Below are 14796 nucleotides of genomic sequence, written 5' to 3' on the forward strand. Positions count from 1 at the left end.
ATGGATGTCATAGGGGCCATGAAGGCTAGAAGAAGTGTGCGGAGCTATCTGCCCCGCAAGGTGGAACAGGAAAAACTCAATGCAGTTCTGGAGGCTGTCCGCCTGACGCCTTCCCGACATAACGATCAGAATATCCGGGTGATCGTGGTACGGGACAGTGCCTTGAAGCAGCAGATCCGCCAGCAGGCTGAGACACAGCCCATGGTGGAGGAAGCAGATGTACTTTTGGTGTTCTGCGCTACGGACCGCACAGATTTTGTAATGCCCTGCGGGCAATATGGCTATGTAGTGGACATGTCTCTGGCCACAGGATTTGCTCTGCTGGAAGCGGCAGAACAGGGGTTAGATACGTGTATCATCTGTGCATTTAGAGAAGATGCGGTCAAAGATTTGCTGCATGTTCCGGCATCTGCGCGGGTCGTATCTATGGTAGCGCTCGGATATGGTGCGGACAACAGCCCCCGGAAGACAAAAAAGAATATGGAAGAAATCGTCAGCTATGACCGGTTTTAAAGGGGGCAACAAAAATGGCAGTTTCCGGTGAAAACCGGTGATTGTAAAATATGAAAAAGGAGAAGAGATGTTATGAAAAAAAAGTTGCTGCGGATTTTTTCCTCCGTGCTGTGTCTCTGCATGTTGACAACTGCATGTGGCGGCGGCACAGAAGATGCCGGAAACGGCGATGATGGGGGAGAGGCGAAAGATACTCTGACTATTGCCGTTCAGGCAGATATGGCAGACAAGGACCCTATCAACGGAAGCAGCACCAATGATACTTTGAAGATCAAGGCAAATGTCTACGAGACCCTGATCGAGCGCACAGTGCCGGAAGGAGAGTACAAGCCGCTTCTGGCCGAATCCTGGGAATTCAACGATGATGCCACTGAGCTGACAATGACTCTTCGGGAAGGCGTCATGTGCCATAACGGCGAGCCTTTGACGGCCGAGGATTGCCTCTTCTCTCTGCGCTGCCTGCGGGAGAGCTCCAACACCTCTGTTACCGACCATATGGATCTGGAAAACAGCTATGCGGTGGATGAGAGGACTTTTGTCATCGTGATGGACGAACCCTATATGCCTGTAATCGCCAACCTCTCATTCCCTACCTGCGTGATGTTCAGCCAGAAGGGATATGAGGAAGGAAACGGGGATTGGGCCAATATGGACATCGGTACCGGTCCTTATACCTGGGGCGAATGGTCTATCGGCAGCAGCGTGAGTCTGGTGGGCTTCGACGACTACTATGTGGAGGGCCAGCCTGCCATCAAGAATGTGGAATTCAGAGTGATTTCCGAAGATGGCAACCGCTACATCGAGGTGGAGACCGGCGGCGCAGATATGTGCTACAATCTTTCCGGCGTGGATATCGAGGCTGCCGAGGCCAATTCTGATGTTGTGGTATTCCGTGAGTATACGACGGACAACTGCTATCTGAGCTTCAATCTGCGGAATTCTCCCTTTGACGATGTCCGTGTCCGCCAGGCTATCGCTTATGCACTGGATATTGACGGTGCATGGGAGGTCTGCATGGACGGCGTCGGTCAGCCCGCGGAAGGCCTGCTGCCCAGCAATATTCCTGATTCCATCGCGGATGTGGACTCTCCCTATCATGTGGATTATCCGGTCTATGAATATAATCTTGAGAAGGCCAAAGAACTGCTGGCAGAGGCCGGTTACCCCGACGGGTTCTCCTGCAGATATCACGTGGGCCACATGGCTGTGCGTCAGGCCTATGGTGAGTTCTTTGCCAATGCACTGGGGCAGATCGGTATTGATGTGGAGATCGTTGCTTTGGACGCTGCCACAAACTCTCAGGCTTTGAAGGTGGAGCACAACTTCGATATTTATACCTGGGGCATCTCTGCCACCAACGGCGATATTGACTATGCGAACCGATTCTTCTACACCGATAACGCCAACAACATCTTCGGATACAGCGATCCTGAGATGGATGCCCTGATTGATGCTGCTGCTATGGAGGCGGACTCTGCAAAGCGCAGCGAACTGAATGCAGAAATCCAGCAGAAGGTGCTGGATGAATGTGTCATCGTTCCCATCTATCAGCAGGAGGATATCCACTGCTACACCAGCGATCTGCAGGGCTTCCGCAATGGCGCATTCCAGGCTCCGCTGCTGAAGTATTGCTACTTCGCGTAAAATGATTCTCCGGATTAAGGGTTTGATTTGATCCAAGGGATGGGTGGATAATACAACAATTATTCACCCATCCTATTTTTTTACATGACAGTACAAAAAAGCGGTGGCCTCCGGGGCGCCGCGCTGGTTGAGTGAGGAAAACGAACCATGCTGAAATACATTATCAAGCGAATCTTATGGATCATTCCCATATTGATCGGTGTAACCATTGTTGTTTTTACAATTCTCTATTTTTCTCCTGGTGATCCTGCTTATCTGGCCTTGGGAGATAACGCCACGCCGGAAGCTGTTGAGGCATACCGCATTGAGATGGGGATCAACGGGACCTACTGGGAGCGGCTGGGAAGGACACTGCTGGGCCTGTTTCAGGGGGACCTTGGAATCTCCTACCGCTCCAGAACTCCGGTTTTGAACGAACTTCTCGTGCGCTTCTCTGTAACATTCAATATCTCCGCATGGAGCATTGTTCTGGGCATTATACTTGGAATATTCTTCGGAATCGTAGCTGCTCTGAAACAGAACACCATTCTGGACTCTCTGTGCACAGGGTGCGCTTTATTTGGAATTTCCATGCCGATGTTCTGGCAGGGCCTGATGCTGATTCTGATTTTCTCCGTTGGACTGGGCTGGCTTCCGGCTTCGGGCTACGGGAATAGCTGGACGCAGATGATCATGCCGGTGGTTGCGCTGGGCGTGAATTCCTCTGCCACTATCATGCGGACAACCCGCAGCTCCATGCTGGAGGTTATGCGGCAGGACTATATCCGCACGGCCAAGGCAAAGGGCCAGACTTATTGGATGGTAATCCTGAGCCATGCATTGAAAAATGCTATGATCCCCATTGTCACCGTAATCGGGCTGCAGCTAGGTGTTCTGCTGGCCGGCTCCATTGTCACAGAGGTGATTTTCTCCATCAATGGCGTGGGAAAGTACCTGGTGGATTCCATGAATGCCCGAGACTATGCTGCCGTGCAGGGATGTGTGCTGCTGATCGCGTTTGTCTCGGCCATTTTGAACCTGATTGTAGATATCATCTACACGTTTATTGACCCCCGCATGAAGACCATGTATGAGAGCTCCAAGAGCGGGTTCTTCCGTTTCAAGAAGAGAGGAGAGAAGAAGGCGGCATGAAAAATCACAGTATGCTCTCCGAAATCTGGAGACGTTTTAAAAAGAACAAGCAGGCGCTGGTGGGACTGATCGTTTTGATCCTTTTCGTTCTCATCGCAATTTTCGCCGATCAGATCGCACCATACGGATATGATGATCAGGATGCCAGCCGTGCCATGATCGCGCCCTGCGCAGAGCATATTTTCGGCACAGACAACCTTGGCCGGGACCAGTTGAGCCGCCTGATCTATGGCAGCCGTTATTCTCTGGCCATCGGCTTCCTGGCGGTTGGAATTTCTGTCATTACAGGCGGAATTTTGGGTGTCCTGGCAGCCTACTATCCCAAGCTGGACAATATCATTATGCGCTGTATGGATCTGTTCATGGCCATTCCCCAGATGCTGCTGGCCATGTGCATTGTCACGGCACTGGGTTCCAGCTTGTTCAACCTGATGCTGGCGGTGGGCCTGTCTTCTACGCCAAAATTCGCGCGCGTGGTGCGGGCAGCAGTTATGTCAACACGGGAACAGGAGTTTGTCGAGGCGGCCCGAGCCATCGGCGCCAATAACTGGCGTATCATTGTCCACCACATTCTTCCCAATTCTATTTCCTCTCTGATCGTGCAGGCCACACTGGCCATGGCGGGCGCCATCATTTCCGCTTCTGCTCTGAGTTTCCTGGGATTTGGCATTCAGGCTCCGCTGCCGGAGTGGGGCGCAATGCTGTCCACCGGCCGGCGGTACATCCGGACAGAACCTTACCTCACGGTCATTCCCGGCCTTGCCATCATGGTGGTGGTCTATGCACTCAACGTTGTAGGAGATGGCCTGCGGGACTGCCTGGACCCCAGATTGAAGAAGTGAGCGGTGAAAGGAGTACGGTATGGCTGAAAATATATTGGAAGTGCACGACCTTGAAATCCGTTATGTGACAGACGAGGAAACTGTGCAGGCGGTGAATGACATCACCTTTTCTCTGGAGAGGGGCGAAAGTATCGGCCTGGTGGGGGAGACCGGTGCCGGAAAGACCACCACGGCCCTTGGAATCATGGGGCTGGTGCCGGATCCGCCAGGAGAGATCGTAAAGGGATCGATCCTGTTTGAGGGAGAGGATCTGCTGAAACTCTCAGAAAAGCAGATGCGCCGGATCCGCGGCGGAAAGATCTCCATGATCTTCCAGGATCCCATGACTTCCCTGAACCCGGTGACACGGGTAGGAGATCAGATTGCAGAAGTGATCCTGCTGCACAACAAGATCTCGAAGGCCGAGGCCCGGAAGCGTGCTATGGAGATGCTGGAGCAGGTGGGTATCCCCGGCGCCCGTTGCGACGACTACCCCCACCAGTTTTCCGGCGGCATGAAGCAGCGGGTGATGATCGCTATCGCCCTGGCCTGCAGCCCAGAGCTGCTGATCGCGGACGAGCCTACCACAGCCTTGGACGTGACGATCCAGGCGCAGGTGCTGGAGCTGATGAAAAAATTGAAGCAGGAGTATCAGACCTCCCTGATCCTCATCACTCATGATCTGGGCGTTGTGGCGAAGATCTGCGACAAGGTCGCGGTGGTGTACGCCGGGGAGATCGTGGAATCCGGAACCCTCAAGGAAATTTATACAGATAAGCGGCATCCGTATACCATCGGTCTGTTTGACTCTCTGCCGGATATTGAGAACGACGCATCTACGCTGAAAGTGATTCAGGGCATGGTACCGGACCCCGCAAACCTTCCGGATGGATGCAAGTTCCACCCCAGATGTCCCTATGCGACAGAAGCCTGCCAGACCGGAAAAATCAAGCCGGTGAAGCTTTCGGACTCTCACATGGTCCGCTGCAACCGTTTTTCTGACACGGAGGTTTGAGTATGGCTGAGATTTTAAGAGTAGAAGACCTGACAAAGTATTTTGCCACCAAAAAGGGGACACTCCATGCAGTGGATGGCGTCACCTTCGGTCTGCGGGAGGGACAGACGCTGGGGATCGTGGGAGAATCCGGCTGCGGAAAGTCTACACTGGGCCGGGTGATCCTGCACCTGCATCAGAGAACAGGCGGCCGGATTATCTTTCAGGGAAAGGATATCTCGGACGTGACCAAGGCGCAGCTGAAAGAGCTTCGCAAGGATATGCAGATCATTTTCCAGGATCCCTACGCATCTCTGAACCCCAGAATGTCCATCGGAGATATCATCGCAGAGCCTTTGAAGATCTATAAGCTCTGCAATTCCAAAGAGGAGCAGCAGAAAAAAGTCCGTGAGATCATGGATGTGGTGGGACTGGCAGAGAGAACCTATGGCCTGTATCCGCATGAACTGGATGGTGGACGCCGCCAGCGGGTAGGTATCGCCCGGGCGCTGATTCTGGATCCCAAGCTGGTGGTCTGCGATGAGCCGGTCTCTGCTTTGGACGTGTCCATTCAGGCACAGATTCTGAACCTGATGATGGAGCTCCAGAAGGAGCGGAATCTCACATATCTGTTTATCACCCACAACCTGTCCGTGGTCAAGCATATCTCCGATGATATCACGGTGATGTATCTGGGACAGATGGTAGAGAAGGCTGGATCCGCAGAGATCTTTGCCCACCAATATCATCCCTATACAAAGGCATTGATTTCTGCGATCCCGCTGCCCAAGTACAATGCGCCGGATAATCAGATCATTTTGAAGGGTGAGATCACTTCGCCTATCAACGTGACAAAGTCCTGCCGCTTCGCCCCCAGATGTGTATATGCGAAGCCGGAATGTTTTGAAAATGAGCCCCAGCTGGAAGAGATCGAAAAGGATCATTTTGTCAAATGCCATTTTGTGAGGGAGATTAATGGCCTGTGATAAATCCCGATTTAGGATCAGAAAGAGGTAAGGATGGAAAAAACGTTTGACTTTGACCACTTTGAAAGCCGCCTGCCGTGGGGGCAGGTTAAGTGGGAGCCAGCTGAACTGGAAAAGACTTTTGGAACCCAAGACGTTCTGCCCGCCTGGATTGCAGATATGGATCTGAAGACGCTTCCGGAGGTTCAGGAAGCCATCATTGAGGCAGCTAAGAACGGCATGTATGGATATACCAAAGTCACTGATGAGGTTATTGCGTCCTATCTGCGCTGGCAGCAACGGAGAAATGGCTGGAATGCGGCGGCGGACTGGTTCCGTTTTACCCCCGGTGTCGTGACAGCCATCAATCTCCTGCTGCTGTCAGAGACGGAGGAAGGCGATGAGGTCCTGATCCAGAGACCGGTGTATTATCCCTTCGCTGATTCGATACAGCAGCAGAAACGGGTTGTTGTAAACAGTCCGTTACAGCTCAGGGATGGGCGCTATGAGATCGACTTTGCAGATTTTGAGAGGAAAGCGGCATCCCCCAGATGCAGGGCCTTTGTTTTAAGCAACCCGCACAATCCGGTGGGCCGTGTTTATACGGAGGAGGAGCTCCGCAGAGTGGGCGAGATCTGCCGCAGGCATCATGTGTTTGTAATCGCAGATGAGATCCACAGCGATCTGATCTTCCCGGGCCACCAGCATATCGTGTTTGCCTCGCTGGGCCAGGACTATGCGGAAAACTGTGCCGTTTGCCATGCTCCATCCAAAACATTCAATCTGGCGGGGCTTTCTTTTTCCTGCATTATGATCCCCAATGAGGAACGCCGGAAACGATTTGACCAGATGTTCGCACGGTATTGTCGTGCCCATCCGAACTTTTTTGCCCCCGTTGCTGCAAAGGCTGCCTGGGACCACGGGGAAGCCTGGCTGGATTCATGCCTGGCTTATATTCAGAAAAATGACCAGTTCGTTCGGGAGTTTGCGGAAGATACTTGGAATGGAGACGTCAAGATCTCCCCTCTGGAGGGGACCTATCTCCAATGGATTGACTTCCGGAGACTGGAGCCGGATGCCGAAAAACTGCGCCAAAAGATGCTGTATCAGGCCCATGTGGCGATGGACGAAGGCAGTATGTTCGGCCCAGAGGGAAATGGATTTGAACGATTGAACCTGGCTGCACCCCGAAATCTGATCGAGGAGATCATGGATCGCATCGCCGCAGTATTACGGTAAGAGAACACCAATCCTAAATTACTGGAGGAGTAAACAGGAATGAAAATTTACAAAAAAAGCATGCTGATTGAGGAGAGCGACAACGTCGCAGTTGCCGTAGAGCCTATCCAGGCGGGTGAGTGCACACTAGTGGCTGGTGAGGAGATCACGGCCAACGAATATATCAAAGAGGGGCACAAAATCGCCCGCACTGATATCGAAAAAGGAGCCGAGATCATCAAGTATGGTGTACATATCGGCGTGGCCACCCAGTTCATCAAAAAGGGAGACTGGGTACATGAGCACAATGTTTACGATGACTTTGAGGAAATCAACCGGGAACAGCGTGCTTACTATCGCTCCATGGCACCGGATGCCATGGATTACACGATCCACCATAAATACAAAAAGGAAGAGTTGGGCCTGCCGGAGACGATCATGGGCTATAAGCGGGCAGACGGTTCCTTTGGGATCCGGAACCAGGTGGTGGTGATCTCTCTGGTTCAGTGCTCCAACAATGCGGCGCAGCGGATCTCTGCTGCCTGTAATGTCCCTGCCACGTTTGTCGATGCGGCTTGCGGTGAGTTTCCGGATCGCTTTGAGCGGACCCGCAGAGGATTCATCACAACCGGCACGCACCCGAACACTTTTGGCGTGGTACTGCTGTCCCTGGGGTGCCAGCAGACAGATCCTGAAGATGTGGCGGAGGAGATCCGTAAGACTGGCCGGCCGGTGGTGAATATCAGCATCCAGGCGGACGGCGGTGTCACCAAGGCCATCCAGGACGGGATTGCAGCTGTGGAGGATCTGAAGCGGCAGGCAGAGGCCCAGAAGCGCGAACCCTGCCCCCTCAGCGGACTGATTATCGGCGGCTATAACGGCGGATCTGACTGGACCAGCGGCCTGTCCGCCAATCCGGTGGTGGGTGAGGCAATCGATATGCACCTGTCCGCCGGCGGAAGAGCGGTGGAGGTTTGTGGCCGCGGCGGCTATCCCACCACAGCGGCTTCTTATGAGATCGGCATGCGCCTGATGGATATCGGAGATTTCTTCAATGAGGACTGCACCCGCAGAGGCGGTAAGGGCCTCTCCCAGGTCAATCCCACTCCCGGCAATAAGGCGGGCGGACTGACCACTATGACCGAGAAGAACCTGGGCAGCTTCAAAACCCAGGGACATCGCCGGATCCTGGGGATCCTGGACTGCGGTGATCCGGTCCCCGGCGCGGGAGCCTGGGGCATCAACCAGGCACAGGGCGCCAATGATGCCTATGCGTCCACCACGCTGGCCATGAGCGGATGCCATATCTGCCTCTTCACCACTGGGCGGGGCAACCCCATCGGCAACGCATGTATGACGACCATCAAGATCACAGGCAACCCCCAGACTGCGACGGCGCTGGAGGACATGATCGACTACTCCGCAGCTCCCATGCTGTATGGGGAACTGAGCCTGCAAGAAAGCGGCCGCGAGCTTTACGAGCTGCTTCTGCGTGTGGCCAACGGCGAGGAGACAAAGGCGGAAAAGCTGGGAGATTATAGCTGGACAACGCCCCACGGAACCAGTTACAACGGCGACTATTGATTTCTGCTGCGCAGGCCCCGGGTGGGATCGGAACAGACGACCGGAAGTGTATTCCGGTCGTCTGCGCTGATTTCCCGTGCAGACGGCCACGCTGTATGTTGCCATATAAAAGGAGAGACTGATTACGAAAAACAAAAAAACCAAAGCTATATATTTGATGCTGGTCTCATCGCTGTCCTTTTCCATCATGCAGGTATTTGTCAAATTGAGCTCTGAAGAGGTGGGGACATTTGAGCAGACCTTCTTCCGCAATCTTGTCAGCCTGATTATTGCAGCTGTTATGGTCCGACGGGAAAACCTGCAGGTTTTTCAGGAGATCAAACGAGGGGGCTGGGCGCTTTGGGGAAGGTCGTTCTTCGGCTTTCTGGGGATCGTGCTCTTCTTCTATGCGGCCGGTCACGCCCGCCAAGCGGATGTAGCTATGCTGAACCGGGCATCTCCGGTATTTGTCACACTGCTCGCCGGTATTTTCCTGAAGGAGAAGATCACTCCCGTCAAGATCGCCTCAACGATCCTGTGTCTTGTGGGCGCATATATCGCCATGCAGCCGTCCTTCGACTCCAACCCGTTCCCGCTTCTGGCGGCTTTGCTGGCAGCGGTGGTATCCGGCATGGCTTACACCATGTTGTCCTACTGTAAAAATTTCACGCACCCATCTGCGATTATCTTCCACTTTTCCGCACTGAGTACGGTCTGCGCAGGACTGATGATGCTGCCGAATCTGGTGATTCCGTCTCCAAAGGTATTCGTGATGCTTTTGCTGATCGGCGTCTTTGCGGCAGGGGGACAGTTCTTCCTGACATACGCTTATCAGCAGGCCCCGGCCTCTGAGGTCAGCATCTATCAGTATTCCGGTGTTGTGTTCACTGCCGTGTTCAGCTATGCCTTTTTGGGAGAGACCCTGAGCAAAAGCTCCATAATTGGTGGGATTGTGATTCTGGGCGCTATATTCTGGGTGTTTGAAAACACCAGGAAAGAAAAGAACACATGATTTGAAAATCTTGTGATCACATAAGCTGCAGTTCCCTACGGAATTCCAGGCTATTCACCAATAAGCAGGGAACGTCATGGCCGTGTTCAATTTTACTGAAATGACATTTACTCTTTGCATTTTGACCTGGTCTGTACATACAGAACCCGGCGCCGGGAATTCCCGGCGCCGGGTTTTTGTGCGGATTTGGTCCCTTCACGCTTGACCGGAGGGCTGCCTTTGCCTGGGGCTCTGCCGCCGGACTCCGGGACATGCCCGTGCAGCCTTGGACGGGGCGCTTTCCGCGTTCACAGCTTTTTGACGAACAGCGCACGGATGGCGTTGAGCACTGCCAGGATCATCACACCCACATCGGCGAAGATGGCCAGCCACATATTGGCGAACCCCAGGGCCACAAGCACCAGACACGCCAGCTTGATGCCGATGGCAAAGACGATGTTTTCATAGACGATCCGCAGGCACTTGCGGGAGATCCGGATGGCCTTTGCGATTTTGGCGGGATCGTCATCCATCAGGACCACGTCGGCGGCCTCGATGGCGGCATCGGAGCCCATGGCGCCCATGGCAATACCGATATCCGCCCGGCTGAGGACCGGGGCGTCGTTGATGCCGTCCCCCACGAAGGCCAGCTTTCCCCGCTCAGAGTTGTCCAGCAGCAGTTCTTCCACCTTTTCCACCTTTCCGGCGGGGAGCAACTCGGCGTAAACCTGATCGATGCCCAGGGACTGGGCCACCTGGTCTGCCACCGGCTTGGCGTCGCCGGTGAGCATGACGGTCCTATGAACACCGGCGGACCGCAGCGCCTGGACAGCCTCCCGGGCGTGGGGCTTCACCACGTCGGAGATGACGATATGTCCGGCATACTTCCCGCCGACGGCCATGTGGATGATGGTGCCTACGCTGTGACAGGGGATGTACGGCACGCCCAGCCGGTCCATCAGCTTGTCGTTGCCGGCGGCTACCTCCACGCCGTCCACTTTGGCGATGACGCCGCTGCCGCTGATCTCCTGAACATCCGTCACCCGGCTGCGGTCGATCTCCCGGCCATAGGCCCGCTGCAGGCTTTTGCTGATGGGGTGGCTGGAAGCGCTCTCCGCCAGAGCGGCGTACTCCACCAGCTTCTCGTTCTCCATTTCATGATGGTGGATGCCGTTGACCTCAAACACGCCCTGGGTCAGAGTGCCGGTCTTGTCAAAGACCACCGTTTTGGTTTGGGACAGAGTCTCCAGATAGTTAGAGCCCTTCACCAGCACGCCGGCGTTGCTGGCCCCGCCGATGCCGGCAAAGAAGCTGAGAGGGATGCTGATGACCAGAGCGCAGGGACAGCTGGCCACCAGGAAGGTGAGGGCCCGGTAGACCCAGACGCTCCAGCCGGCGGGCAGGCCCAGAAGGAGCGTCCGGGCCAGAGGGACCAGGATGGCCAGGGCCAGGGCGGCGAAACACACGGCGGGGGTATACACCCGGGCGAACCGAGAGATGAAGTCCTCCGACCGAGACTTGCGGGAGGAGGCGTTCTCCACCAGGTCCAGGATCTTGGACACCGTGGACTCGCCGAATTCCCGGGTGGTACGGATTTTCAGCAGCCCGGTCATGTTGACGCAGCCGCTGATGATCTCGTCCCCCTCCCGGACCTCCCGGGGCAGGGACTCGCCGGTGAGGGCGGCGGTATTCAGGGTGGAGGCGCCCTCCACCACAGTGCCGTCGATAGGAACCTTCTCGCCGGGCTGGACCACAATAACGGTGCCGATGGACACCTCGTCCGGGTCTACCTGCTCCAGCTTCCCGTCCTGTTCCACGTTGGCGTAGTCCGGGCGGATGTCCATCAGCTCACTGATGTTCCGGCGGCTCCGGCCTACTGCATAGCTCTGGAACCACTCGCCGATCTGATAGAACAGCATGACGGCGATGGCCTCGGTGTAATCCCCGCTCCGCTCGTACAGGGCCAGGGCAATGGCGCCCACAGTGGCCACGGCCATCAGGAAGTTCTCGTCGAACACCTGGCGGTTTTGGATGCCCTTCAGGGCCTTTCGCAGGATGTCGTAACCTGCGATCAGATAGGGGATCAGGTACAGCCCAAACCGCATCCAGCCTGTGACGGGGAGAACATGCAGGACAGCCAGCAGGGCCGCCGCTGTCAGAATGCGGATCAGCATGATTTTCTGCTTTTTATTCATGAGGTTCACTTCCGATCTGAGCCGCTCCGTGCGGCTGATAATTCAATAAACGTTTAATTGTTTTGGGAAAGAAAACACCCCGCCTCCGGAGGGGGTGCTTTCCTGAAAAACGCGCTTACAGGTAGATTTCGCAGTCGTCCTCCACCTTTTTGCAATTTCTGCGGACCTGCTCCATCACGGCCTTGGGGTCCTGCCCCTCCGCGAATTCCACGATCATCTTCAGCGCCATGAAGTTCACGGTGGCGCTCTGGACGCCTTCGGTCTTCCGGGCGGCCTCCTCCATCTTGTTGGCGCAATTGGCGCAGTCCACATCGATCTTATAGGTTTTTTTCATATAAAAGTCTCCCTTCAGCAATTGAGCAAAACGATTAAGCAATTATTTAATCTATGGTCTTATCATACACGGGGCGGCCCCCCAAGTCAACGGGGGAGGGAGAGAATCTTCCGATTGGGCAAAAACTCCTTCCGATTGGGCCAATGCGGGGCGGCATATTTTCGCTCTTCCAGAATGGCGCGGGGTGTGGTAGAATACAAAACCAGAAGGAGGGACGACCGATGGAAGAAAAGAAGCTGCCCCACGACCATGGACAGTCCATGGAGCGGGAGCTGGAACAGATGCCCAGCGTGGACGATTTCCAGACAGTGGCTGACATCTTCAAACAGCTGGGGGACGGCAGCCGCATCCGGATTTTTTGGCTGCTGTGCCACTGTGAAGAGTGCGTCATCAACCTCTCCTCCATGGTGGAGATGAGCTCCCCGGCGGTGTCCCACCACCTGAAGCAGCTGAAGGCCGGCGGCCTGATCGTCAGCCGGCGGGACGGGAAAGAGGTCTACTATAAGGCTGCCGAGACGGAGCGGGCCCAGCTGCTGCACCACATGATTGAGGCGATGGTGGAGATTGCCTGCCCCTCGGCGTGAGGTGGGAAGGAGCGGCGGAATGAAGCAAGCGGATTGCCTGCGGATGGCTCTGGCGGAGCTGCCGCAGGGGACTATGGAGATCGTGGGGCGCCCTGCGGCCGAACCTGGGGTTTTGTTCACCGGGACATTTCAGGGAGAGACGGATGGACGGGGACGGATGGAGGTCTACCCGGTCTTTCCGGGGGTGGAGGCGTCCTTCAACACGGTCCTGGGCACCTATGCCGCCTTCCGGCACGAGGCGGCCCGGTCCACGCTGGAGATCAACCACTGCCGCCTGGGCCGGGTGGGCTGGGACCTGCGGGACGGCATGTCGGTCTATCTGGGGGAGGGCGATCTGTCCCTCCACAGTGCGGACTGCTGCGCGGATTCTGTGATGCACTTCCCGGCGGAGATGTACGCGGGGCTGATGATCTGCGTAGATTTGACCCATCTGGCGGAGTCGCCGCCCCCCATCTTGGCGGAGGCGGACTTCCAGGCCGAGAGGCTGGCGGAAAAATTCTGCGGAGGCGGGACCTTCGCCCTTCCGGCGGGACCGGAGCTGGAGGAGATCTTCCGGCCCCTGTACCGGCAGCCGGAGATGCGGCGGCTGCCCTATCTCCGGCTGAAGCTCCAGGAGCTGCTGCTGTATTTGGAGGGGCTGGAGTCCGGCGGGCGGGAGCTGACCCGGTACGGCTCCCAGCAGACGGCGCGTATCCAGGAGATCCACGCATTGCTGACCGAGCACCTGGACCGGCGGTACACCATTGAGGAGCTCTCCCACAGGTATCTGCTGAACACCTCCACCTTGAAGGAGGTGTTCAAGGCGGTGTACGGCCTGCCCATCGCCACCTATATGAAAGAGTACCGGGTGCGCAGGGCCATGGAGCTGCTGCGGGAGAGCGGCGGGAGCATCGCCGCCATCGCGGCCGCCGTGGGCTACGAGAGCCAGGGGAAATTCACCCGGGCATTCAAGGATGTGACGGGACAGCTCCCCACGGAGTACCGGCGGGAGCACCGGGGCTGACCCCGGAGTGAGATAGACGACCGGTTCCGCCGGTCGCCGGAGAGGAGGAGCGGAAGATGGCAGCAGACAGCGGGACTCGGACACTGGTCCGGCCCAGAAGGCGGATCGCCTCCCTGGATGCCCTGCGGGGCCTGACGCTGGTGAGCATGATCGCCTATCACGCCTGCTGGGACTTGGTGTATCTGTTCCACGCGGACTGGGATTGGTACCGGGGCACCGGCGCGTACATCTGGCAGCAGAGCATCTGCTGGACCTTTATCCTCCTCTCCGGATTTTGCTTCAGCCTGGGGCGGCGGCCCCTCCGGAGGGGACTGACGGTGTTCGGCTGCGGCTGGGTGGTGACGCTGGTGACGGTGCTCTTCATGCCGGAGGAGCAGATCTGGTTCGGCGTGCTGACGCTGATCGGCTCCTGCATGTTGCTGATGGTCCCACTGGAAAAACTGCTGCGGCACGTACCTGTGGGGGTGGGCCTCGCCGCCAGCGCGGCCTTGTTCACCCTGCTGCGGAACGTGAACCAGGGGACGCTGGGATTTGAGGACTGGACGCTGGGAACGGTACCGGAGGGACTTTACCGTAATCTGCTGACGGCGTACATAGGATTTCCGCCGCCGGACTTTTTCTCCACGGATTATTTCTCCCTGCTGCCCTGGCTGTTCCTGTTCCTGGCGGGGCATTTTCTCCGCCGCCTGCTGGCCGGGCCGATGGAGCGGCTGGATCCGGACGCGCTCCGGTGTCCGCCCCTGTGTGCCTTGGGCAGGCAGTCCCTGCCGGTATATATGCTCCACCAGCCGATAGTCTATGGGGTGCTGCTGGGCGGGGCTGCCCTGCTGGGACGGTGAT

14 protein-coding genes are annotated in these 14796 nt (G+C 56.3%); 12 read left to right on the top strand and 2 right to left on the bottom strand.

Going from position 1 to position 14796, the window contains the following annotated elements:
* The 9 genes from OCV80_RS10455 (at position 1) to OCV80_RS10495 (ending at position 9861) form a co-directional block, all read left to right on the top strand.
* The gene (locus OCV80_RS10455; protein ID WP_119311090.1) at positions 1–513 is read left to right on the top strand and encodes a nitroreductase family protein; all 513 of its coding nucleotides are present in this window, start codon (positions 1–3) and stop codon (positions 511–513) included.
* 72 nt (positions 514–585) lie between these two features.
* Positions 586–2157, top strand: coding sequence for an ABC transporter substrate-binding protein (locus OCV80_RS10460; RefSeq protein ID WP_119311089.1), 1572 nt, complete (start codon positions 586–588; stop codon positions 2155–2157).
* A gap of 147 nt (positions 2158–2304) precedes the next feature.
* Complete coding sequence (locus tag OCV80_RS10465; RefSeq protein WP_025544477.1) at positions 2305–3288, top strand: ABC transporter permease; 984 nt, start codon at positions 2305–2307, stop codon at positions 3286–3288.
* On the top strand, positions 3285–4130 hold the full coding sequence (locus tag OCV80_RS10470) for an ABC transporter permease (protein WP_119311088.1): 846 nt from the start codon (positions 3285–3287) through the stop codon (positions 4128–4130). The genes OCV80_RS10465 and OCV80_RS10470 overlap by 4 nt, the downstream gene beginning before the upstream one ends.
* Before the next feature lie 19 nt (positions 4131–4149).
* Positions 4150–5124, top strand: a complete 975-nt coding sequence (locus OCV80_RS10475) for an ABC transporter ATP-binding protein (RefSeq protein WP_025544476.1) — start codon at positions 4150–4152, stop codon at positions 5122–5124.
* 2 nt (positions 5125–5126) lie between these two features.
* Positions 5127–6089 (top strand): ABC transporter ATP-binding protein, encoded by a 963-nt coding sequence (locus OCV80_RS10480; protein ID WP_025544475.1) that lies wholly within the window; start codon positions 5127–5129, stop codon positions 6087–6089.
* Positions 6090–6122: 33 nt separating this feature from the next.
* Complete coding sequence (locus OCV80_RS10485; RefSeq protein ID WP_025544474.1) at positions 6123–7307, top strand: MalY/PatB family protein; 1185 nt, start codon at positions 6123–6125, stop codon at positions 7305–7307.
* 39 nt (positions 7308–7346) lie between these two features.
* Positions 7347–8870, top strand: a complete 1524-nt coding sequence (locus OCV80_RS10490) for a UxaA family hydrolase (RefSeq protein ID WP_025544473.1) — start codon at positions 7347–7349, stop codon at positions 8868–8870.
* Between the two features lie 154 nt (positions 8871–9024).
* On the top strand, positions 9025–9861 hold the full coding sequence (locus tag OCV80_RS10495; protein ID WP_256264618.1) for a DMT family transporter: 837 nt from the start codon (positions 9025–9027) through the stop codon (positions 9859–9861).
* Between the two features lie 287 nt (positions 9862–10148).
* Here the strand turns inward: OCV80_RS10495 and OCV80_RS10500 are convergent, their stop codons facing one another.
* Positions 10149–12035 (bottom strand): heavy metal translocating P-type ATPase, encoded by a 1887-nt coding sequence (locus tag OCV80_RS10500; RefSeq protein WP_021751270.1) that lies wholly within the window; start codon positions 12033–12035, stop codon positions 10149–10151.
* A 115-nt stretch (positions 12036–12150) separates the two neighbouring features.
* Complete coding sequence (locus tag OCV80_RS10505) at positions 12151–12369, bottom strand: cation transporter (protein WP_025544472.1); 219 nt, start codon at positions 12367–12369, stop codon at positions 12151–12153.
* A gap of 221 nt (positions 12370–12590) precedes the next feature.
* Here OCV80_RS10505 and OCV80_RS10510 point away from each other — a divergent pair, with 221 nt between their 5' ends.
* From OCV80_RS10510 to OCV80_RS10520, 3 genes are read left to right on the top strand one after another with little or no spacing between them, the layout of a single operon-like run.
* Positions 12591–12953: an ArsR/SmtB family transcription factor gene (locus OCV80_RS10510; RefSeq protein WP_025544470.1), complete on the top strand. Its 363-nt coding sequence runs from the start codon at positions 12591–12593 to the stop codon at positions 12951–12953.
* A gap of 19 nt (positions 12954–12972) precedes the next feature.
* Positions 12973–13956, top strand: coding sequence for a helix-turn-helix domain-containing protein (locus OCV80_RS10515; RefSeq protein WP_119311086.1), 984 nt, complete (start codon positions 12973–12975; stop codon positions 13954–13956).
* A 56-nt stretch (positions 13957–14012) separates the two neighbouring features.
* On the top strand, positions 14013–14795 hold the full coding sequence (locus tag OCV80_RS10520) for a heparan-alpha-glucosaminide N-acetyltransferase (RefSeq protein ID WP_021751266.1): 783 nt from the start codon (positions 14013–14015) through the stop codon (positions 14793–14795).
* Position 14796: the final 1 nt, after the last annotated feature.

Origin of the sequence: Oscillibacter acetigenes, from assembly GCF_025567605.1 — a bacterium.
GTDB classification, from domain to species: domain Bacteria; phylum Bacillota; class Clostridia; order Oscillospirales; family Oscillospiraceae; genus Oscillibacter; species Oscillibacter welbionis.

Bases quoted from the DNA above. Each gene is read 5' to 3' on its own strand.
- OCV80_RS10470 (WP_119311088.1), top strand. From the start codon at position 3,285: ATGAAAAATCACAGTATGCTCTCCGAAATCTGGAGACGTTTTAAAAAG.
- OCV80_RS10465 (WP_025544477.1), top strand. From the start codon at position 2,305: ATGCTGAAATACATTATCAAGCGAATCTTATGGATCATTCCCATATTG.
- OCV80_RS10475 (WP_025544476.1), top strand. From the start codon at position 4,150: ATGGCTGAAAATATATTGGAAGTGCACGACCTTGAAATCCGTTATGTG.
- OCV80_RS10515 (WP_119311086.1), top strand. From the start codon at position 12,973: ATGAAGCAAGCGGATTGCCTGCGGATGGCTCTGGCGGAGCTGCCGCAG.
- OCV80_RS10480 (WP_025544475.1), top strand. From the start codon at position 5,127: ATGGCTGAGATTTTAAGAGTAGAAGACCTGACAAAGTATTTTGCCACC.
- OCV80_RS10520 (WP_021751266.1), top strand. From the start codon at position 14,013: ATGGCAGCAGACAGCGGGACTCGGACACTGGTCCGGCCCAGAAGGCGG.
- OCV80_RS10505 (WP_025544472.1), bottom strand. From the start codon at position 12,369: ATGAAAAAAACCTATAAGATCGATGTGGACTGCGCCAATTGCGCCAAC.
- OCV80_RS10500 (WP_021751270.1), bottom strand. From the start codon at position 12,035: ATGAATAAAAAGCAGAAAATCATGCTGATCCGCATTCTGACAGCGGCG.
- OCV80_RS10490 (WP_025544473.1), top strand. From the start codon at position 7,347: ATGAAAATTTACAAAAAAAGCATGCTGATTGAGGAGAGCGACAACGTC.
- OCV80_RS10455 (WP_119311090.1), top strand. From the start codon at position 1: ATGGATGTCATAGGGGCCATGAAGGCTAGAAGAAGTGTGCGGAGCTAT.
- OCV80_RS10485 (WP_025544474.1), top strand. From the start codon at position 6,123: ATGGAAAAAACGTTTGACTTTGACCACTTTGAAAGCCGCCTGCCGTGG.
- OCV80_RS10510 (WP_025544470.1), top strand. From the start codon at position 12,591: ATGGAAGAAAAGAAGCTGCCCCACGACCATGGACAGTCCATGGAGCGG.
- OCV80_RS10460 (WP_119311089.1), top strand. From the start codon at position 586: ATGAAAAAAAAGTTGCTGCGGATTTTTTCCTCCGTGCTGTGTCTCTGC.